Annotated in this window: 13 protein-coding genes, 1 rRNA gene and 2 pseudogenes; 12 read left to right on the top strand and 4 right to left on the bottom strand. The window is 48.3% G+C overall.

The window, feature by feature from the left end:
• Positions 1-17: 17 nt before the first annotated feature.
• Positions 18-5,198, bottom strand: coding sequence for a PAS domain S-box protein (locus NC994_RS22685; protein WP_190434729.1), 5,181 nt, complete (start codon positions 5,196-5,198; stop codon positions 18-20).
• A 319-nt stretch (positions 5,199-5,517) separates the two neighbouring features.
• Here NC994_RS22685 and NC994_RS22680 point away from each other — a divergent pair, with 319 nt between their 5' ends.
• The 4 genes from NC994_RS22680 to NC994_RS22665 all read left to right on the top strand — a co-directional run bounded on the left by NC994_RS22680 (position 5,518) and on the right by NC994_RS22665 (position 10,006).
• Positions 5,518-7,737 (top strand): AAA family ATPase, encoded by a 2,220-nt coding sequence (locus NC994_RS22680; RefSeq protein WP_190434726.1) that lies wholly within the window; start codon positions 5,518-5,520, stop codon positions 7,735-7,737.
• A gap of 41 nt (positions 7,738-7,778) precedes the next feature.
• Positions 7,779-8,069: a hypothetical protein gene (locus NC994_RS22675; protein WP_190434657.1), complete on the top strand. Its 291-nt coding sequence runs from the start codon at positions 7,779-7,781 to the stop codon at positions 8,067-8,069.
• Between the two features lie 196 nt (positions 8,070-8,265).
• Positions 8,266-9,234, top strand: a complete 969-nt coding sequence (locus NC994_RS22670) for a hypothetical protein (RefSeq protein WP_190434655.1) — start codon at positions 8,266-8,268, stop codon at positions 9,232-9,234.
• Between the two features lie 208 nt (positions 9,235-9,442).
• Complete coding sequence (locus tag NC994_RS22665; RefSeq protein ID WP_190434651.1) at positions 9,443-10,006, top strand: SMI1/KNR4 family protein; 564 nt, start codon at positions 9,443-9,445, stop codon at positions 10,004-10,006.
• 56 nt (positions 10,007-10,062) lie between these two features.
• Here NC994_RS22665 and NC994_RS22660 read toward each other — a convergent pair.
• Positions 10,063-10,269: pseudogene (locus tag NC994_RS22660) on the bottom strand (DUF29 domain-containing protein); the annotation flags it as partial.
• A 329-nt stretch (positions 10,270-10,598) separates the two neighbouring features.
• On the opposite strand from NC994_RS22660, the gene NC994_RS22655 reads away from it, so the two are divergent.
• From NC994_RS22655 to NC994_RS22620, 8 genes are all read left to right on the top strand, one after another.
• Positions 10,599-11,018 carry a hypothetical protein gene (locus NC994_RS22655; RefSeq protein ID WP_190415972.1) on the top strand — a complete coding sequence of 140 codons (420 nt, stop codon included), beginning with the start codon at positions 10,599-10,601 and terminating at the stop codon, positions 11,016-11,018.
• Positions 11,019-11,395: 377 nt separating this feature from the next.
• A complete protein-coding gene (locus tag NC994_RS22650; protein ID WP_190434649.1) occupies positions 11,396-12,343 on the top strand; it encodes a D-2-hydroxyacid dehydrogenase in 948 nt (315 codons plus the stop codon).
• Positions 12,344-12,911: 568 nt separating this feature from the next.
• Positions 12,912-13,778 carry an STAS domain-containing protein gene (locus NC994_RS22645; protein ID WP_190434646.1) on the top strand — a complete coding sequence of 289 codons (867 nt, stop codon included), beginning with the start codon at positions 12,912-12,914 and terminating at the stop codon, positions 13,776-13,778.
• An 8-nt stretch (positions 13,779-13,786) separates the two neighbouring features.
• Positions 13,787-14,182 carry an STAS domain-containing protein gene (locus tag NC994_RS22640; protein WP_190415969.1) on the top strand — a complete coding sequence of 132 codons (396 nt, stop codon included), beginning with the start codon at positions 13,787-13,789 and terminating at the stop codon, positions 14,180-14,182.
• Positions 14,163-14,567, top strand: coding sequence for an anti-sigma regulatory factor (locus NC994_RS22635; protein WP_190415968.1), 405 nt, complete (start codon positions 14,163-14,165; stop codon positions 14,565-14,567). Before NC994_RS22640 ends, NC994_RS22635 begins: the two co-directional genes overlap by 20 nt.
• A gap of 7 nt (positions 14,568-14,574) precedes the next feature.
• Complete coding sequence (locus NC994_RS22630) at positions 14,575-15,582, top strand: ATP-binding SpoIIE family protein phosphatase (RefSeq protein ID WP_190415967.1); 1,008 nt, start codon at positions 14,575-14,577, stop codon at positions 15,580-15,582.
• Between the two features lie 69 nt (positions 15,583-15,651).
• Positions 15,652-17,841 (top strand): ATP-binding protein, encoded by a 2,190-nt coding sequence (locus tag NC994_RS22625; RefSeq protein WP_190434644.1) that lies wholly within the window; start codon positions 15,652-15,654, stop codon positions 17,839-17,841.
• On the top strand, positions 17,834-20,191 hold the full coding sequence (locus NC994_RS22620; RefSeq protein ID WP_190434641.1) for a response regulator: 2,358 nt from the start codon (positions 17,834-17,836) through the stop codon (positions 20,189-20,191). Before NC994_RS22625 ends, NC994_RS22620 begins: the two co-directional genes overlap by 8 nt.
• 395 nt (positions 20,192-20,586) lie before the next feature.
• Here NC994_RS22620 and NC994_RS22615 read toward each other — a convergent pair.
• Both NC994_RS22615 and rrf read right to left on the bottom strand, forming a co-directional pair.
• A pseudogene (locus NC994_RS22615) lies at positions 20,587-21,420 on the bottom strand (IS5 family transposase).
• 172 nt (positions 21,421-21,592) lie between these two features.
• A 5S ribosomal RNA gene (rrf, locus tag NC994_RS22610) occupies positions 21,593-21,700 on the bottom strand; the annotation flags it as partial.

The following is a 21,700-nucleotide window of genomic DNA, read 5'->3' as shown; positions in this document are numbered from 1 at the left end:
GCTAGTCCTCAAATCATTCAGCGTCTTAGCAAACGGGCGATCGCTTGCACCAATTCTTCCGGTTCGACAGGCTTCGAGATGTGCATCCCAAATCCGGCAGCTAAGGCTTGCTGCTGATTGATTTCTCCAGCATAGGCAGTAAGTGCGATCGCAGGAATCGTGCCTCCCTGTTGGGGCGACCACTTTCTAATTTGCCGAATCAGCGCATAACCATCCATCTCTGGCATCCCAATGTCACATAACAACAGATCGGGGACAGATTGATTCAGGTGGGTCAATGCCTGTACACCCGAAGCGGCTGTCGTAACTTCTGCACCAGATTGCGTCAGGGTGAATGCTGCCAACTCCCGCATATCTGCATCGTCGTCCACAACCAAGACCCGAACACCTGCTAAGTCTGTCGCACTTTCTGAATGCCTACGATCGGAAGAGGGTTCCGGCTCAACGAGGTTTAACGGGAGCCGGATGGTAAATGTAGCCCCTAAGTTTTGTCCTAAGCTGTCTGCTTGAACGGTTCCTCCATGCAGTTCGGTAAAATGACGGACGATCGCCAGTCCCAATCCCAATCCGCCGAATTGTCGGGTCGTTGTCCCATCTTCTTGACGGAAGTAGTCAAACACATAGGGTAAGAAGTCTCGACTGATGCCTTTTCCAGTATCTTTGACTTGAATCTGAGCATACGTGCCAACTTGCTCTAGTCGCACTTCGATTCGTCCTCCGCTTGGGGTGAACTTCACGGCATTGGAAAGGAGGTTCCAGACTACTTGTTGCAGGCGATTCGTATCGCCTAAAACCGTTCCTGAAACGGGATTAAATATAGTTTGGATTTGAATGTGTTTGGCTTCGGCTGCTAGTCGTACCGTTTCTAGGGCGGCTTCAATCGTTCCTGCTAGATTTACGGGAGCGACGTTTAACGTCATTTTTCCTTGCAGAATGCGGGAAACATCCAACAAGTCCTCAATTAATTGCGCTTGCAGCTTGGCGTTGCGTTCGATCGTTTCCAGGGCTTGCTGCGTTTTTGTGGCATCGAGTCGCCCAGTTCGGAGCAATTTTGTCCAGCCCAGAATCGGATTGAGGGGCGATCGCAACTCGTGGGACAACACCGCTAAAAATTCGTCTTTAATCCGGTTAGCGGTTTCTGCTTTTGCGCGATCGCTTTGAGCCGCCCGGTACAACTGAGCATTGTCAATCGCCAAGGAAGCACGACGAGCCAATTCCTCTGCTAGTTGCAAATCTGCCGGGGTATACTGTCGTTCAGATTCGGCGGCGATAAAGGAGATAACCCCTAGAATTCGTGCCTGAGTTCGTAGTGGCACGGTCATTACAGATCTGAATCCCACTTGCCGTAGAATCTCTAAATGCTCTGCATCACGCGCTGCCTGCACCAACAGTTCATCGGGAATATCGGGCACTATATCCGGTTGTCCAGTCCGCAATGTCAATGCAGCACCGCGAGGGTCATCTGGGTTTATCGGATACTTGTCTCTAATCTGATATGCCCATTCCAGCTTGGCAGGGTCGATGTGAGCAACCGCAATCTGCGCGATCGCACCGTTCTCTTCTATCATGTGAACCGTACACCAGTCGGCTAATTCCGGCACCGTAAGCTGTGCGACGCGCTCTAGAGTCGTTTGATAATCCAGTGAGGATGCCAGCACCGCACTCGCCTCAGAGAGAAAGCGTTGGGCATGCTCTAATCTGACGCGCTCAGTCACATCTACCACATAGACTAGAACGCCTTCGACCTGACCATTTGAGTTAACAGTCGGAAGATAGTAAACGTTATAGTAACCGGGACGGCGATCGCCGCGTCCGGGAACATTCACCGCAAAGTTCGGTGAAATGAAGGGATTCCCTGTGGTGTATATCTGATGAAAGACTTCAACTAATTGGGGATCGAATTGACCAAAAAGATCGGGAATTGAGTAGCCTAAGTGTTGCTCGCGAGTTAATCCATTAATTTCTGCTAATGCTTCGTTGATGGCAATAAATCGCTGCTTTTCATCTAACAGAGCAAGTCCAATGGGTGATGTTTCAAAAATGGTTTCCAGTTGGCGCTGTGCGGCTTCTGCTTCAGAGCGTGCAAGGCGCTCGCGTTCTAACAGTTGTTCTCGTTCTTGTTCTGCTTGCTTGCGCTCCGTCACATCCAGCACCAGCGATAACACCGAAATCATCCGTCCCGATTCGTCCCTGAGACTGGAGTTATACCACTCGCAATGCACAATGTTGCGATCTTCGGTGTAATTGCGGTTGTATGAAAAAATATGGGGTTCTTCACCATAGACCAGCCGTTGGCAGACTTCAGCAACTGCTTCCAGGTCTTCCTCAAAGACAAAAGGTATCTCTGTTAAAGATTTACCCAGCATTTCTTCGGCTTTCCAGCCCAAAATGCGCTCTGCACCAGCAGACCACCGAATGACTTGAAAGTCTCGATTCCATTCAACGACTGCCATAGGAGAGTTTTCAACATGGAAGTTGAGCTTTTGTAGGGCTTGACGCAACGCCTCTTCCGCTTGCTTGCGTTCTGTGATATTTATGACGACACCAATCGAGTGCTTGGGATTTCCCTGAACATCATAAGTAAACTTTCCTCTCGCTTCCACCCAGTGAACCGAGCCATCTGACCAACGTAGGCGATATTCATGGTGATACTCTTTCTTTTGGGCTATCGCTTGCTGAAATTTCGCCTTAGCTTCTGCCAGGTCATCGGGATGGACCCGACTTTCCCAAACTTCATGGCTGGGTTCGCATTCATTCGGTTGTAGACCCAGGACGGTGAAGTGTCCTTCTGACCAAAGCAATGCCTCGGTCTGCATATCCCAGTCCCACGTTCCCATGCGTCCGACCTTGAGCGCGAGTTGCAGATGAGCTTCACTTTCTCGCAATTGTTCTTCTGCCCGCGATCGCTCTACGGCTAGCCAGGTTTTTTGAGCAATTCGCTCCATCTGCACCACATCTTCCTCCGTCCAGCGTCGGGGAGCCACATGGTGCAACACCAACAATGCAACAAATCGCCCTTCTTTCACCAATGGAACACACACGAGAGATTTAGTTTGAATTGCATCAAAGGCAGCCACCCCAACTCCGGTTGTCCGAGGATCGCGATCGACATCGTCTACGACAATAGTTTTGCCCTGCTTTAATTCAGCAATGAGTTCACGACCAAAGGAATCCATATGATGGCTACCGACGATGCTGATGACACCATTGCAATAGTCGCGATCGACGATGACGTATTCCTGAGTGGAATCAATTTCACCGTAGGTACAGCGAGTGACATTGAAGTGCTCTCCTGCGGAGCGAACCACCCGCCACATAATTTCCTTCGAGTCTTGAATGGCACGAATCGCATCATTCAGTTCAATCAGAAACTGCTGCTGTCGTTCTTTTTCCTGTAGCTCTGCCAGCAGTGACTCAATCTGTTGCCTTGCCCGCACCTGGGCTGTCACGTCCATGTTATAAACCAACACGCCCTGAATGGTTTCCTCCGCATCCCGCCAAGGCGCAAAGATGCAGTTGAAAAATCCTTCTTCCAACACACCATTGCTGTTTCGATCCCAGTAAGCAGGCGACTCATTTCCAATGAACGGTTCTCCCGTTCGGTAAACACGATCGAGCGCTTCAAAGTAAATTTGCCCCTCTAGCTCCGGGAAAACGTCCCGCATTGATTTACCGATAATGTCTGGAGTGCGCCCAGCCACTTGCAGATAAGTTGGATTGGCAAATTCATACACAAGATCGGAACCTTTAACAATTCCAATCATGGCAGGCAATTGCATCAGGATTTCATGCAACCGCTGGCGTTCGCTTTCTGCTTCGAGTCGGGCAGTTTGTTCTCGATCTAAAAGGCGATCGCGCTCCGCTTCCATTTGTTTGCGTTGGGTGATGTCAACCGAAACGCCAATCATGCGAACTCCTCGTCCCGTCTCATCCCGATAGACTTGCCCCTGACTGTTGAGCCAGCGCACAACGCCGTCTGGACAAATTACTCGATACTCCGGTGTGTAGGGCTGTTCTCCAGCCATTGCCCCTGCCGTCGCTTGGATCACCTGTTGTCGATCGTCTGGATGAATGAGCGCAACAAACTCTTCTCCCGTCCCTTCATAAAGACCCCAAAAGTCTAGAGCATTAGCAGAACACACCACTCGATTGCTCTGCAAATCCATATCCCAGACAACCGTTTGAGCCGCCGTCAGTGCTAATTGCAGGCGTTCATCGCTTTCTCGGAATGCCTGTTCAACCTGTTTGTAATCGCTCACGTCTTGGAAGATAACAACGGCTGCAACAATCTGCCCTTGGTTATCTAAAATCGGTGCTGAGTTGACGTTAATGAAAACGCGGCTACCATCATCTCGATGAATTTCTATCCCTTCGTTGGTGACGACCTCACCTGTTTTTAGCGATCGCGCTAAGGGCATATCTTCATGGGCATAGGGCTGACCGTTAGAACGAAGTGAAATGTATGAAACGACGGGATCGTATTCGTTAAGCTCAAGCGATTGTTCGTAGCCATACCCAACAATCTGCTTAGCTTGTTCGTTCGCCAGGACTAACTTACCGGATACCGCATCGGCAATCATGACTCCCGCAGGCATCTGTCGCAAAACGGCTTCAAATTTGGCGCGTTCAATTTCCAGCTCGTGCAACAAGCGTTCTCGTTCTGCCTCCGCTTGCTTGCGATCGCTAACATCTCGAAAATAAATGGCTACCCCTGCGGTCGAGGGATAGGCATTCGCCTCTATCCAACACTGGATCGGTTCCCCAAATTCTTCCCACGAAACAGGAACCTGTTGTGCCACTGCCCGATGTAGTTCCCGATATGCAATGCCACCGACCAACTCAGGAAAAACCTCATTCCAAACGTCCTTGCCCAGTAACTCTTCTGGCGTTTTGTGCAGGATTTGAGCCGCCGCCCGATTCACGTAGGTGTAGCGCCAGTCGCGATCGAAGGCGACAAAAGCATCTGTAATGCTTTCAAGAATCGTTGCAACCTTGTGTTCAGTTTCTTGGGCAGGGAACAACTGTTCGCTTTCAAGAGTGCGGGCAAAGCGTTCAATGACTTCAGAGCGAGAAATTCCTCGCCTGTGAGCCTCTTGATCGAGCGATCGCCATGCTGTATCGGTGAGAGATAGGCTAACCCGTTGTTTCGTCTCTGAGTTCCAATTGCTAACAAACTTGCCTGTGCCGTCGCGCTTCATGAACAGCCATCCGTATACATACACGGTCTTCTCTATTCAATCTGAGTCGCTACGTCAGGAGAATCCGTCTTAAGAGAGATGCTTTGGAGAGAGGGAATACGGATGCGGATGATACCTACGAGAATCGGGCTAGCGTTCCTTCCTTTAGCGCCAAACTCATGCAAATTACGCAAGTGTTCGGCAACAGTTTCGACGAAAAGTGACGACTCTCAAAGAGCCAGAAACCTTTTTGCGACTTGAGCCGAAATCTAATTTCTGGGGAGGTCTAATGGGTTAGTCTATACTGACAGATGGCAATTCCTAGCGGGTGAAGAGAGGCTTGTTCGACCAGCATCGCCAACAATTAGTGGAAAAGGATGCACCCCTGGCTGCGAGGATGCGCCCACGTACTCTTGATGAGTTTATCGGGCAAGACCACATCCTAGGCTCCGGGCGTTTGTTGCGCCGTGCGATTCAAGCTGACCAGCTTTCTTCCCTGATTTTTTTTGGTCCACCGGGTACGGGGAAAACAACTCTGGCTCGGATTATCGCCAATACCACCCGCGCTCACTTCATTGCGATTAATGCCGTCCTTTCTGGGGTAAAAGAAATTCGGGATGCGATCGCTACCGCTCAAAAACGCCAAAAAGAACACACTCAGCGCACGATTCTTTTTGTTGACGAGGTTCATCGCTTCAATAAATCTCAACAGGACGCCCTGCTTCCTTGGGTGGAAAATGGGACGGTGATTCTCATTGGTGCAACCACAGAAAATCCCTATTTTGAAGTTAACAAAGCTCTTGTCAGCCGTTCCCGCATCTTTCAGCTGAAGCCCCTCAATGAAGCTGACTTACGCCGCGTCCTCGAACAGGCACTCGCTGACTCAGAACGCGGTTATGGTCAGCTATCTGTAATCTTAGAGCCGGATGCGATCGCACATTTGGTCAATATCGCTAACGGTGATGCCCGTTCCTTACTCAATGCCTTGGAATTAGCCGTCGAAACCACACCCCCCGACGAAACTGGAACGATTCGCATTACGCTATCTGTCGCGGAGGAATCGATTCAGCAAAGGGCTGTACTCTATGACAAGGAAGGAGATGCCCACTTCGATACGATTAGTGCCTTTATCAAAAGTTTGCGCGGTTCCGACCCCGATGCAGCTTTATACTGGCTAGCAAAGATGGTTTATGCCGGGGAAGACCCCCGCTTCATTTTCCGGCGAATGTTAATTCTAGCTAGTGAAGATGTGGGACTCGCTGACCCCAATGCCTTAGTCGTCGTTAATGCCTGCGCGAGTGCTTTCGAGTGGGTGGGAATGCCAGAAGGACGCTATCACCTGGCTCAAGCCACGCTTTATCTCGCCAATGCGCCCAAATCTAACAGCACGATGGGATTTTTTGATGCGCTAGCGGTGGTTGAGAAGGAACGGGAGGCGGAAGTCCCCAATCACCTGAAAGATGCCAACCGGGACAAGAAAGGATTGGGACATGGTGCAGGCTATCTTTATCCTCACGCCTACCGCGACCACTGGGTAGCACAACAGTATTTACCGAGTAGTTTGCAGGGACAGGTGTTTTATCAACCTTCAACACAGGGATTTGAAGGAGAAATTAAGACGCAGGTGGCGCGTCATCGGGAAGCGCAGTTGGAAGCAGTGGCAGAGGGTGTTTTTATCTCACCCGTGGAAGTGCTAACAACAGGACCAACTGACCGCACAGTTGACCGTTGGTTGCAACGCACGTTGAGTCAGATTGGCGAGCAACTTGCAGGGATACGCGATCGCATTTTCACCCTTGCACAACTTCAGCGTCACCATGTCATTTTGGACTTGAATGCCGGGAGTGGTTTACTCACCTTTGAAGCTTTGCGTCGCGTACCAGAAGGTGGCGTTTATGCCTGTACTCGCACTGCTGATGAAGCAAAGGCACTCCAAGAGCAAGTGGTAGCGCTTCCAGAACTCAATCGTCCCGTCCTATTGAGTGCTACCTTAACCCAATTGCCAAAGGTTTTAGCTGCCCAATCCTCTGATATCCGATTTGACTGCATCATCGGGCGAAATGCACTTATCCACGAACCGGATAAAGCAGCAGCAGCCAAATGGTTAGCCCAATTACTGCAACAGTCGGGCGTTTTGGTACTTGCAGAAACAGTGCCACGCCACACGCAACGGCTTTATCGTTTGCTCGAAAAGTCGAAACCCAATGCCGACTTATACCAGCGATTAGTGGCAGCGGAAGAGGCAATTTACAGCCACACGTCAGATCCAATGGTCAACTGGAATGCGTTTGATTTGAGAAAAGCTTTCGAGTCGGCGGGATTGGTGGTTGAAGTAACTGAGGAGCGATCGCAAACCTCCATGCATATTACACCAGCCTTAATTGACCGCTGGTTCGCAACGACTTCTGTAACGAATAGACCCTCCTATGCGGCGCATTTGGCGAAGCACCTCCAAGAACAAGAAATTCGGATTATAAAAGAGCTATTTATCCGCTCCCTGCTTCATCAGACCGTTAATTGGGAAAGCGCGATCGCTTTTGTGCGATCTTCGCTATCGTAGGGAACGTGACGAATTTCCGATTCATTTCGAGTATTTAGGCTATGGAAGAAGTTCTTCAGATACTCAAAAAAGTCATTCTGGCGGTAGTTGGTGGTGGAGCGGCGCTTTTAGCTTTCTATCTGGCACTGTTTTTTTCGATTATGGTTCTGGTTCCTACCAGTTCTCCCAATCAACTAGAAGAATGGACAAACACTGTGGTGACAGTGTATAGCATCAAATTAAATCTACTCTCGATACAACGATTGAAAGGGGCTGCTATTGGTATCAGTGTTGTCCTTCCCCTTGCTGCTGTTGCTTGGTTTTCACTCCGAGGATTCATTCACCAACGGTAGTAATAACAAATAATTTGCGCTCCAGCAGCAGTTGAATAAAACAAAAGTTTAGTTTCAACGCTTAGCGTAATCTATGGGCTGTATTGCAATCGCGCTGGCAAGTTCACCTTAATTTTGTAATTTTTTGTAAAAGGTACTTCGTCCTAAAAATTAGGATAAAAAGAGGTAGGCATCTAGTTAAAAAGGAACTAAATTCGTGAGTCAGTCTATTTCTAAATTGGTGGATACCCTGCCAACCAGCAGCATGACCGTTTATATGCTGCGATCGCTCGATTATGTCGTTCCCGGTGAGTGGCAAAACTTGGTGGGATTTGAAAATACTATCCGTGCGGTGACAGGTGTTACCGACAAAGGTCTGATTGAGGAGATTGGCGAGAGAGCGATCGCGCTGTACAACGATCCAACCCAGAGTTATCAACAAACCTTATGGCTTTACCAAACAATTGACCGTGCTGATAGCGCCATTGGTGCAGCAGCGCTAGCGAATAAAGTAGGCGAGAAAATCAGTTTTCTGAATTTTTTAAACCAGCTTACTCCCAAAGCGGATACCGTACAAGCGATTGATTTGTCCCTAAAGCTGGTTGTCGAGTTGATTGCCTTTTGTCGGTTGCACGGCATTCCTACCAGCATTGAAGCATTTAGAACTTCTTTAGGAAACTATCACAACGAATCCATAATGCGAATGGCTGCGCTAGTTGCTGTTGATGGATTGATTCCGCTTGGCCCCAACTTCATCCTCAAAGCTCAATCTATTCTTAGCCAGGTCAATCCTTCGCAATTAGAAGGAAATACTACCTATCAGAGTATTAACAGTGCAATTCCTGGCGGTACTACGACTGGTAAATTAGGCTTCATTGGTGAGAGTTTTGCCTCAGTTAACGGCTGGATGAGCAACTTTGTTGCATCTCGTGGGTTAACACAAGAAAATGTTTTGGGGCACTTACAACAGTTTATGAATACGGCTGATAGTAAGTTGGATTATCTAGCTGCATTCCTAGATATGTCAACTAATTACTACGAGCATACAGGTACCCAAACTGTGGCTCGAAATTTGATTTTACGAGCAGCCGAACAGACTGAAGGTAAAGCTAAAGACAAAAAGAAAAAGCACAAGGAAAAAGAAAAGGAAAAGGAAAACAAAAAAGATAAAAAAAAGAAAGATTAACGAGAGCGCGATCGCTCCTCATTCTCTCAAAACTTATTGAGCGCGATCGCATTCAGCATTGGCGAGGATAGCGAGCGCATTAATGACACCAGCGACGAGGAAAAATATAGCTAGTGGGTTTCCTTGGTCTACCCTAACCCAACATTTTAAGCTTGCCGCGCTACTACGGCGATATGCGATCGCACTGACGAACTAAAGGAGATAAGAGATGAAAGCTATATGGGAAAAGATAGATAAATGGCTTAGAGTAAATGCACCAAAAGTATTGGATAATTTGCAATCAGGAGCCACTGAGGAAGAAATTCAACGAACAGAAAATTTCTTCTGTATTAAGTTTCCTAAAGATGTCAAAGAGTCCTATCTCATTCATAACGGTCAGGTTGATGAACAGTCTTACTCCCTTTTCCCACATCTTGAATTTCTCTCTCTTGAAGCGATGATTACCGTATGGCAATCCTGGTATGAGATGGGCAACGAAGGTTTTAAATATTCACCAGAAGATATAGAAGAAGGTGTTTGGAAAGGTTGGTGGCATCCGAAATGGATTCCTCTAACCTACGAAAGTAATGGCGCATGTAAATGTCTAGATTTAGCTCCAGAACCCGGCGGTGAAGTAGGTCAAATTATTATCGTAGAGTGGCAAGAACCTATTAGAAGTATAATTTTTCCTAGCTTTAGGACGTGGCTAACTGGATTTGCTACTGAACTCGAACATGGAGAATATCGCTTCTCTGAAGATTATGGTGGATTGGTAGATAGAAGTGATGTCTGACTTGTCGAACCCTAGAGAAGACACTTCGCCAAAATACCCAGCGTGTGAAAAAAATGCCATTTCAGTAAGTGAAGGAGGACTACAATCAAGTTGCTCTCTAAGCTTCTCCGTTCACTCCTCCCCATGTCCTCGATTTCCTCAATCAGATTCTCCCAGTCCACCTCTGCATAGTCCTGACTCCGCAATTTTTTTACAGTCGTTTCTATCCATCGCAGGTAATCTGTTTCATGGAGAGTTGAATGATGGACTTGGCTAGGAGGCATAGTAGATTATTCCATAGTCGATTTCTTTGACAACCAACTGGGCCGGGAAATCCAGACACTTGTGCATGTAGTCCGTGTATTAGTGTCGTGGCTGGAGTAGGAGCATCCCTTAAATGTAGTGATGGCGAAGTAGTACTGTGTTTGCCCTTGGGGTTCCTGAAGTGTAGAACACGATCGCTAAAATGCGATCGCTCTCTAGAAATCCTCAAGAGAATTTGATTCTTTCTGTTGCCACTCGATTTTATACATCGCACCACTATTTTGCGCCATTTTGTAGACTTTAGGTAAGCCACTCAAAGTGGCGGCTTACTGAGTAAAGAAGCATTACCATGTCTGAAACTCAACCAGTACCAGAAAAAACCAATGCTGCTCCCACCGTACAGAATTCTCCACAACTCAAGCCGGGAGGAATTCTCAGCAATTGGAAAACCAGAGTCGGGATTATCGCTACGGCAGTCATTGCTGTTGTTTTTGGCTTGTTTGTTCTCGGTTTCTTTTGGCAGCACATGATTGCAGGGATGGGTATGAGGTCTTGGTCTAGCCATGCGCGTGCCACACCGATTGAGTGCATGATTAAGGACACGAACAATGATGGTTATGTGAGCTGTAGCGCCATGCTAGGCGGCGAAGTCGTACCACTTGAGTGTGGAGCCAACATATTAAATATTGGTTGCCGAGTGAATTATGGTGCGGCGGCTGCCCCTCCTGTGCGTCCATTCAATCTGCCAAATGTTCGCGGAAGTTCCTGAAATTCTAAGAAACTTTTGCCCAAAGTTTCTTAGAGATAGCGCTTAACATCTCAAACTAGGCGTTGCTGAATCGCGATCGCAGATGGTTTGGCGTACACACTCTACTCTACTGGAGACTAAGTAGAACGAATTTCGTGCAGAATTCTGCAACAACAGAAGACATAACCCTCCGATATTGAGGAGAGTTTACACCAAACTATTTGCGATTCCTGCCCCAAGCTTACCAAACCATCTGCGGTTGAATCAAAAACAGCCTAAAGACCAAAACCCTTGAGTGTCGTCACTTCCCCCCACTTCCCGCATACATAGTCCAGAATTCACCAAACCATCTGCTATCACGCGATACATGGCAAATTCGTTCCGATATCAGACCAAATATGAAACTAATAATCCCTACCGAAATTGCATCTGATATCGAGCCGCGTTTACCTCCCAATTTACAGGTGGTACGTGTGGATAGTGAGGGCAATCTTGACGGCGATGCCAGCGATGCTGAAGTTTATTTCAACTGGATTCTGCTAAAACCAACTACTTTGCATAAAGTTCTCGCGGCTGCACCCGCGCTGCGTTGGCAACACACCCCTAGTGCCGGGGTAAATCACATTCTGACACCAACGTTTTTGGAACGGGAGATTACGCTCACGAATGGCGCAGGGGTTCATGCAATTCCGATTGCGGAATTTGTCCTGATGTTTATGCTCTATCATGCGAAGAATTTACCTCAACTACAAGCGTTTCAAGCTGAACGTAATTGGGGGAGAGGCATAAAACTGAAAGAGTTGAAGGATGCAACCTTGCTAATTATTGGTGCGGGAAGTATTGGCGTCGCGATCGCGCAACGTGCGTCATCTTTTGGAATGAGAGTTTGGGGTAGCCGTCGCCATCCCGAACCGCTACCGGAGTTTGACAAAGTCGTGAGTGCAACCGAATGGCGATCGCTGCTTCCGGAAGCTGATTATGTCGTCGTTAGCACACCTTTGACACCGGAGACGAAAGGCACGATGGACGCAGCAGTTTTTCAAGCCATGCGTTCATCTGCCTTTTTCATTAATATTGCTAGAGGTGCAATCGTCGATGAAGCTGCATTGCTGACTGCTCTTCGAGAAGGCTGGATTGCAGGCGCTGCATTAGACACTTTTTCCGCAGAACCCTTACCGCTAGATAGTCCTTTTTGGTTGCTGCCTAACGTCTTTATTTCACCCCACTGTTCGGCAGATTCGCCACAAACTTACCAGCGATCCTTAGAACTGTTTTTGGAGAATTTGAGCCGCTATCAAGCTGGTTTACCGCTGCGAAATGTAGTGGATAAGCAAGTGGGTTACTAATATTTTTCCCACTCATCCTCTGCAATTAGCAATTCGAGATTCTCAAAACTTCCTGACTCTCACTGCTGCTTTAGCACAAAAGTTCTCAATAGAGGACTTGTAGCGAGTGCGAAGACGTGAAGATGCTTGCTTAGAACTTGTGTAACTGTCACAGAGCAGTTTATAGGGTGCCTTCGCGCGATCGCCTTGCTTCAATTACAGTTGATTACGTAACGCAACAGGATGCACTCAGCAACCTTTAGCCTAGATGATGGGTATGATTTCTAGGCTGGCTTGCAGATTTTAGGGCGAACCATAAGCGTAGGAACGTGACGGTGAAACTTCGGTAACACGTACTTATTTTGTCCCGCCTTATCCTTATAATTAATCTTGGTCAATCAGCCTTTCAGGGACTACCTCATACTGCCTAGTTCGTCAACTAGATTTTCTTAACGATAAAAAAGTACATCTAGAGATTCTCGCAACGAAAGCTGTTCAATGGCTCCACTGAGCTAGTTAGCCGAAAAGCCTAAATAGTTGACTTGTACAATAATTTGCCAAATACAGGCTAAAACAAGGGGCCGTTAATATGAACTTGAGCGGCAAAAGTAAGATTCCGAAAATTCTCCAAACCGATCAATCCCAACTGCTAACAGACTGGATCTCAGAGCAAATAACTGCTGGTATCCGCAAAGACCTAATTAAGGAAATAGAGCTGCGTGAAGAATGCAGAGAATTCCTGGACTTGTTCTCGGCATCTGTCCAGCAAGGTAACTTCACCGACATTAAATCGACTGAATGGCGTAGCGTGCGCGAGATGCTTGGCTCGATTTCGCGATCGCGCAGCCAGAAAGGCTTCACGCCATCAGAAACCGCAACTTTTGTTTTTTCTTTGAAGCAACCTTTGTTCAGCCGCTTGCGCCTAGAACTTGCACAGGATAGCGAAAGCCTTCTGGAAGAGATTTGGTCAGTTACGACTCTGTTGGACAAGCTTGGACTCTGGACAACTGAGAGCTATCAGAAAGCCCGCGAGGAAGTGATCCTGCGCCAACAAGAGGAGCTGATGGAACTTTCAACGCCGGTCGTGAAACTGTGGGAAGGCATTTTAGCCCTACCCATCATTGGCACCCTCGATAGCGCCCGCACCCAAGTGATGATGGAGTCCCTCTTGCAGAAGATTGTAGAGACGGGTTCGGAAGTCGCCATCATTGATATTACGGGAGTGCCCACCGTTGATACTCTCACCGCTCAGCACTTACTTAAGACAGTCACTGCGGCTCGTCTAATGGGCGCTGATTGCATCCTGAGCGGGATTCGGCCCCAGATTGCTCAAACGATTGTCTACTTGGGCGTGGATCTGGCTGATGTGATCACCAAGGCTTCTCTATGCGACGCATTTGCTTTGGCGCTGAAGCGAACTGGAGCCACGATCTCTCGCGCCCAAACACGCACTTAAGGAGTTTTATGGAACGTATCCCCATATTACAAATGGGTGAATTCCTGCTAGTGACGATTCAGGTCGATATGCACGATCGCCTAGCGATCGCTTTGCAAGATGACCTGACCGACCGCATTAGCCAAACAAGTGCCCGTGGTGTGCTGATAGATATTTCAGCACTAGAGATCGTTGATTCTTTTATTGGACGGATACTGGGAAATATTGCCAAGATGTCGCGAGTACTTGATGCTGAAACGGTTGTTGTAGGTATGCAGCCAGCAGTCGCCATCACTTTAGTAGAGTTAGGACTCTCCTTAACCGGCATTCGCACAGCCTTAAACGTTGAAAAGGGAATGTCCCTCCTGCATAAATCGTTGGAGGCTTCTCCTAGGGGGAGCATAGATGGTCTTGCAGAGGTCTGAAACGATAAGCATCCAGTCTTCGGCAGACGTTGTGCTAGTACGGCAAGCCGTGCGTCAGTTTGCCCTAGGACTGGGTTTTAGCCTAATAGACCAGACTAAAATCGTGACAGCGGCGAGCGAGCTGGCACGCAACACCCTGGACTATGGCGGCGGCGGGACGGTGCAACTCGAAGCCCTAGAGGAGGGACTCCGTCGGGGTCTGCGGCTAACTTTTGAAGACAGTGGGCCAGGAATTCCGGATATCGATCTGGCGCTAAAAGATGGCTTCACAACCGGAAACGGCCTGGGGATGGGTTTGAGTGGGTCAAAGCGCCTTGTGAACGAATTCAATATCGTTTCCCGTGTCGGAGAAGGCACAAAAGTCACTATTACAAAGTGGAAGTGAGTTAATTATGAATGCTCCCGTTGCCTTACCCATTTTAGAGTCTAGTCAGGCTGGTGAAGCGAGACGAATAGCCCTCGCGATCGCGACTCGTCTCGGCTTCAACGAAACTGAGCGGGGGCAGGTTGGTATTGTCGTTACTGAGATCGCCAATAACCTGGTTCTGCACGCTAAAGACGGTCTGTTGCTGCTACAGCCTTTAAGCAAAAACGAGATAACGGGTATAGAAATCCTAGCCTTGGACAAAGGGCCAGGGATCAGCAATATCCAGGAGTGTCTGCGCGACGGTTTTTCTACAGCAGGGACGCCTGGAAATGGTTTGGGGGCAGTTAGCCGCCTTTCTGCTTTTTTTGAGATTCATTCTGTTCCCAACGTGGGTACAGCTTTATTAAGTCACCTCTGGGCTTGCCCAGAAGTGGCAAACCAATCGACCAACAATCTAGAGATTGGCGTGGTGTGCCTCCCGATGGCAGGGGAGGAGGTATCGGGTGATGGGTGGGCAACCGACCAACAGCCCGGTCGCAGTCTGCTATTAGTCGCAGATGGTTTGGGTCACGGCCCTCTAGCCGCCCAGGCGTCCCTAGAAGCCATTCAGATATTTCGAGAGAATGTCCGCAAAAGTCCCGCAGAGATTATTGAAGCGGCTCACGTAGCCCTGCGGAGTACTCGTGGAGCCGCTTTAGCGATCGCAGAAGTAGACTTTAAAACTCTTGTCGTTCGTTTTGCTGGAGTTGGTAATATCGCTGGCAGCGTTTTTTCTCCCGCAGGAAGCTACAGCATGGTTTCCCACAATGGCACAGTGGGGCATGAAGTCCGTAAAATCCAGGAATTTGTCTATCAGTGGCCTCAAGGAGGGCTTTTGGTGATGCATTCCGATGGGTTGAGTACACAGTGGCGATTGGATCGCTATGCTGGTCTCATAACCAGACATCCCAGCCTAATTGCTGGAGTTTTGTACCGGGATTTCTACCGAGGTCGCGATGACATCACTGTGCTGGTTGCTCGCGAAGAAGACTGAAGGCCAAAGGAGTACAGCAGGGGCTGATGAACAATAAATAACAAGCGATTAGCCATTAGCAATTGACCAATGACCAATCTTCTTACGATAGAAATACGATTTGAGCAAGATGTCGTGATGACCCGTCAGCAGGCACGCCAGATTGCTCAAGCTTTGGGGTTTGACTCGCAGGATCAGACGCGCATTGCCACTGCTGTATCGGAAATTGCCCGCAACGCCTTCCAATATACCCGTGGGGGAAAAATAGAGTTTCGGGTGGAAGGCGAATTGCCTCAGAGCTTGGTGGTATGCATTCGTGACCAAGGGCCGGGTATCGCCAATCTGAAGAGCATTCTGGATGGGCAGTATAAATCAAAAACCGGAATGGGTTTAGGCATTATTGGCACCAAGCGGCTGATGGAGCGGTTTCATATCGCGTCCACGCCAGGGCAGGGAACAGAGGTGCTGATGGAAAAAACCTTGCCAAAGCGGGCACCGATCTTGACAGCAAAGCGCTTGGCGCAAATTGCTGATGAGTTGGCGATGCGAGGGTCTCAAAATCCCTTTGAGGAAATTCAGCAACAAAACCAAGAACTGCTTCGCACTCTAGCAGAACTCGAAAAGCGTCAAGCTGAATTGGCGCAGGTCAATCGCGAGCTAGAGGATACTAATCGGGGTGTTGTGGCATTATATGCCGAGTTAGACGAAAAAGCAGTTTCTTTACAGCGAGCCAATGAACTCAAAACTCGCTTCCTCTCTAATATGAGCCATGAGTTTCGCACGCCGCTCAACTCGATTATGTCTCTCTCTCGACTGCTGCTAGATCGGATGGATGGTGAATTGACACCCGATCAAGAACAGCAAGTGACGTTTATCCGTCAATCGGCTGAAGGACTCTCGGAGTTGGTGAACGACCTTTTGGACTTGGCAAAGGTCGAGGCAGGAAAAATTGTGGTTCATCCGAATGCGTTTGAAGTTAGCGAGCTATTCGCTACTCTTCGAGGAATGCTGCGCCCACTTCTTAGCGATAATTCCTCAATTTCTCTTGTTTTTGAAGAACCTGTTGGCTTTCCCCCACTCTGCACCGATGAGGGGAAGGTTGCCCAAATTTTGAGAAATTTTATTTCTAATGCATTGAAATATACCGAAAGAGGTGAAGTTCGCATCAGAGCTGAACTGGACAAAAACGCTGTCGTCTTCTCGGTGGCTGATACAGGTATCGGAATTGCGCCTGAGGATACTGAACGGATCTTTGAGGAATTTATTCAGGTGAATTCTCACCTTCAAAAGCGGGTTAAAGGAACAGGTCTAGGACTGCCGCTTTCGCGGAAGTTAGCCGAGTTACTGGGAGGGAGTGTCTCCATCAAAAGCTTACAAGGGGTAGGTTCCACGTTTTTCGCCACCATACCGCTCATTTACCGGGGTGAGGGTGATATAGAGGAGGTATCTGAACCCGATGCTCCTTTGCAGTTAGATGCGACTCGCTATCCAGTATTAGTTGTAGAAGATAACCCAGAAACACTGTTCATTTACGAGAAGTATTTTGCGGGGTCGAGCTATCAAATTTTCCCAGCGCGATCGCTCAAGCAAGTAAAACAAGCATTTCAAATGTTTGAGCCACGAGCTGTGCTATTAGACATTTTGCTTGAGGAGCAAAATACTTGGGATTTCCTTTCAGAGATGAAAGGAAACGCTGCGACACGAGATATCCCGATCGTTGTTATCACTGTTATTGACAACGAAAAGAAAGCTCGTGCTTTAGGTGCAGATGCCTTTTTTGTGAAACCAGTAGAACGATTATCGCTTCTTGAAAAACTTAATACTTTAGTCAAACAAGAGCATTTACAAAAAGTTTTGATTATTGACGATGACCCAGCATCCCACTATCTACTAAAGCAATATTTAGCCGATTTTACGGGTCGCACCACTCGTGAAAAATGTTTTAATTTTAAGATAATTGAGGCAACTTCAGGGGACGAAGGTATCCGTCACGCCCGCCTAGAAAATCCTTCTTGCATTTTTCTCGACCTAGTTATGCCAGATATGAGCGGGTTCGAGGTTTTGGAACAGATGAAAGCCGATCCAGCTACTAAAAATATTCCGGTAATTATTAATACTTCAAAGCTTCTTGAACCAGAGGAACGCTCGATACTTGTTGAAAGCACAGTAGCGATTCTCTCAAAAGAAAACTCATCCCGTGAAGAAGCGATCGCTCTTGTCCGAGAAGCACTTCTTTTAGCTGGGCTAGTTCTAGAGCCTGGAGAGGCTGCTCATGTCTGACCGCACCCTTATCACGATCTTGCACGTAGACGACAATGAAACGAACCGCTATGTCGTCAGCCGAATGCTTCGGAAAGAGGGGTATAAGGTTCAAGAGGCTGCCACTGGCGAAACGGGTCTACAATTAGTAGCGCAGCAACCGCCTGACTTAATTATCCTTGACGTGCAGCTTCCTGATATTAATGGATTTGAGGTCTGCCACCGGCTCAAGGCAAATCCTGCTACTTCCTCAATTCCTGTCCTGCATCTGTCTGCTAGTTTTGTCGAGAGTAAAGACAAGGCACAAGGGTTAGAGAGTGGTGCAGATGGCTATCTAGCCCAGCCGGTGGAGGCAATCGAGTTGCTCGCTACTGTGAAAGCTTTGCTCCGCATCCGAGAGGCTGAGGAATCGGCAATGGCTTTGGCGAAAGAGTGGCAAACGACATTCAATGCCATGAAAGATGGTGTTTGTTTACTAGATCACCGTGGCAGAATCTTGCGAACTAACAGCGCCATGACGAATCTTCTGAAAAAACCGTTCGGAAAGATCGAGGGTTGCTTTTATCAGGAGGTAATGCACGATATCCTGGGCTGCGTCGAGGTAACTCCCTTAACTCGTGTCCAAGAAACCCGTCGTCGCGAGAACGAGGAGCTACGGTGTGGTGAACGATGGTTTTCTGTAACCACAGATCCCGTGTTCGACGAGAGTGGAGTTTTTACGGGTGCTGTGTATATTGTAGCTGACATCACAGATCGCAAGTGGGCATCAGAAGCGCTGCGAACCAGCGAAGAACGGTTTCGCTTGTTATTAGAAAATGTAAAAGACTACGCGATTTTCTTCATCGACCCAGACGGGCGTGTTATTCGTTGGAGCATTGGAGCAGAGCGCATTTTCGGTTATCAGGAAGCCGAAATCCTCGGTTTATCTGCCTCAATTATCTATATACCTGAAGACCTAGAACTCGGTGCAGACAAGCAAGAACTGGAAACGGCAGTAATAGAAGGTCGTGCTGAAAATGAACGCTGGTACCTGCGTAAGGACGCCACCCGTTTCTGGGCAAGTGGCATCGTAACGCCCTTACGAGATGAGACTGGGCAGCTACGAGGCTTTTCTAAAATCATGCGTGACTTCACTGAACGGAAGCAAGTTGAAGACGAACGCAACCAACTACTCGTTGCCGAACAGGAAGCACGCACCGCGGCGGAGTCAGCAAACCGGATGAAGGACGAGTTTTTGGCAACACTGTCTCACGAACTGCGATCGCCCCTCAATGCAATGCTAGGGTGGGTTCAATTACTCAATACCCGCAAATTTGACGAGGCGACTACTGCGCGGGCGATGGAGACCATTGAACGCAGTGCTAGGGCACAAGCTCAGCTGGTGGAGGATTTGCTGGATGTTTCCCGCATCATTCAGGGCAAGTTACGCCTAAATGTCCGCCCAATTGAGCTTGCTTTGGTTGTTGAGGCGGCGGTTGATACCGTCCGTCCGGCGGCTGATGCTAAGGCTATTCGACTCCAAAGTGTACTCGATCCGGCAGCAGGCCCGGTTGCCGGTGACTCAGATCGCTTACAGCAGATAATTTGGAATCTATTATCCAATGCAATCAAGTTCACACCTAAAGAAGGGCGAGTTCAGGTTCGCCTCGAACGGATTAACTCCCATGTTGAAATAACAGTAATCGATACAGGGCTTGGCATTAACTCTGACTTTGTGCCCTATGTCTTCGACCGCTTTCGTCAAGCTGATAGTTCTATTACCCGGTCATACAGTGGACTTGGTCTTGGTCTAGCGATTGTACGCCACTTGGTAGAGCTACACGGTGGGACAGTTCGTGCAGAAAGTCAAGGTGAGGGGCAGGGAGCGACATTTATCGTAAAGCTTCCTCTGATGCCTGTCCGTATGGAGACAAGTGAGGGAGAGCGGGTACACCCAACGGTTGGGCGGGGAGTTTCATTTAACCATCCACCTTCGTTAGATGGCTTACAAATACTCGTTGTAGACGATGAGGTTGATTCGCGCGTGTTTGTCACCACGCTATTGGAACAGTGCGGAGCTTCTGTGTGTGCCGTTGGATCGGCTGATTCAGCGATTGAAGCAATAAAAATTCTTAAACCAGATGTTCTATTGAGCGATATCGGGATGCCTGGAGAGGATGGCTACACATTGATTCGTAGAGTACGGGCATTGAACGTGGAAGAGGGGGGACGAACTCCTGCTGTTGCTCTAACAGCATACGCTAGGGCTGAAGATAGGATGCGAGCGATCGCTGCCGGATTTCAAATGCACATCCCTAAACCTGTGGAACCTTCTGAATTAGCAACCATTGTAGCGAGTCTTGCTGGACGAACAGGAATTCATGAAGTGTGAAGTCAACGGCAGTCAGTAAATGCTCTAAGACTCGACTTTCTACAATGAACGGTTCCACTGAGTTAAGTTTTTAAGTATCAGAACAACAAGTGCCTACTTCACTGTTCCGAGGGAAGGTTGACTCAGAAATCCTGAAGTAGGCTGAAAAGACAAGTTGCAAGCCGAGAGGAGTTGGTGATTGTGGATAGAAATAGATGGAGAAGCGTCCAAGCAAGGGAGGGCAAGTAAGCTGAAAAATCTACAGAAATATTCAGCAACCCCCGTTAATTGTCTAGGGGAGATGCTTTGTTTTGCCAAATAGATGACTTTTGTCAAAAATTTGAACCGCAGTGGCAGCAAAAGCTACTGATGCATGACCTCAAGACTCGGAAGCGACAATAGACCTCTTGCATGAATCAGGAAGAGGAGGCAAGCTTAAAGTTAATAATGGCAGCAATCAAGTTGAATCGTAAGCCAAAGCGCCTGCGTCGATTCCGGTAACGCTCTGCCAGGATGCGAAAGACCTTCAGCAAGCGGTTGATGTGTTCTGCTACTACTCGCAACCGTGCTAACAACCGATTGTGCTGACACTCAAACTTGTCCAGTTTGGCTTTGCGTGACTTTTTGGTTGGGGTACAACTGCTTGGATGCAGTTTTGCCATACCTTGATACCCCGGCGTCAGCCTTTCCAAAGTTGCTCTGGCAGCATCGGGATACGATTGAGCTTGAACTTTTCGCTAATCATGCACTCGCCCTTTACCAAATGCTGTGCAGATGATTTGCCCGTTGGCTTGGTTGACTACCACTTGGGCTTTCAACGTGTGCCGTTTCTTCTTGCCACTGTAGTAGCCTCGCTGTTTTTTTTTGGACGTTCGATTGGACTCTCAGTCACATCGACCACCAACACATTCCAGGTGTAAGCGTTGGCATAAAGCTGCTTTTTTCCAGGTAAGCGGAACTTGCCAGAGCGCATTAGCAACGTTTCTACCTTCGTGGGGGAGGCGACACACGGCTGACTCACTGATTCCCCAACTGGTCGCAATATGAAACTGAGTGCGATATTCTCGCTCCTACTCCAGCACAACCAGCAGTTGGTCTTCGACGCCGAGTTTTGGCTGTCCACCTCGGAAGCCGCGACGATCGAGATGCGGACGCAAAATCTCGACCATCTGCTCAAAGGTGTCTTGATGAACACCACATCTGCGCTTAAAGGCACTGGGCTTGAGGGATTTGAGTTGCTCGTAGGTCATGGCTAGTTCCTCCTTAACCTACTTCTATCCACCTTCTACCTATTCACGCAAGAGGTCTAATATTCAGAGAGGGTAGCCCCAAAATAGCATTTACTAACATTAGCTCAATCCTATAATAAAGGGTCGCTCTTGAAGAGCGACCCTTTATTATACTCAATCTAACTAAAAATCAACCTGGCACTGAGCTATTTTCCCAGGCAGTCACCCACCGAGTATCTTCGCCGCAGTTGCGTTTCACCTCCGAGTTCGGGATGGAGTCGGTGTGGTTCCACAACGCTAG

The sequence above is a fragment of the Trichocoleus sp. AS-A1 genome (assembly GCF_039962015.1).
GTDB lineage: Bacteria > Cyanobacteriota > Cyanobacteriia > Cyanobacteriales > FACHB-T130 > FACHB-T130.
Note: the sequence above shows the minus strand (reverse complement) of the source record. Positions and strands in the feature narration are given on the sequence as shown.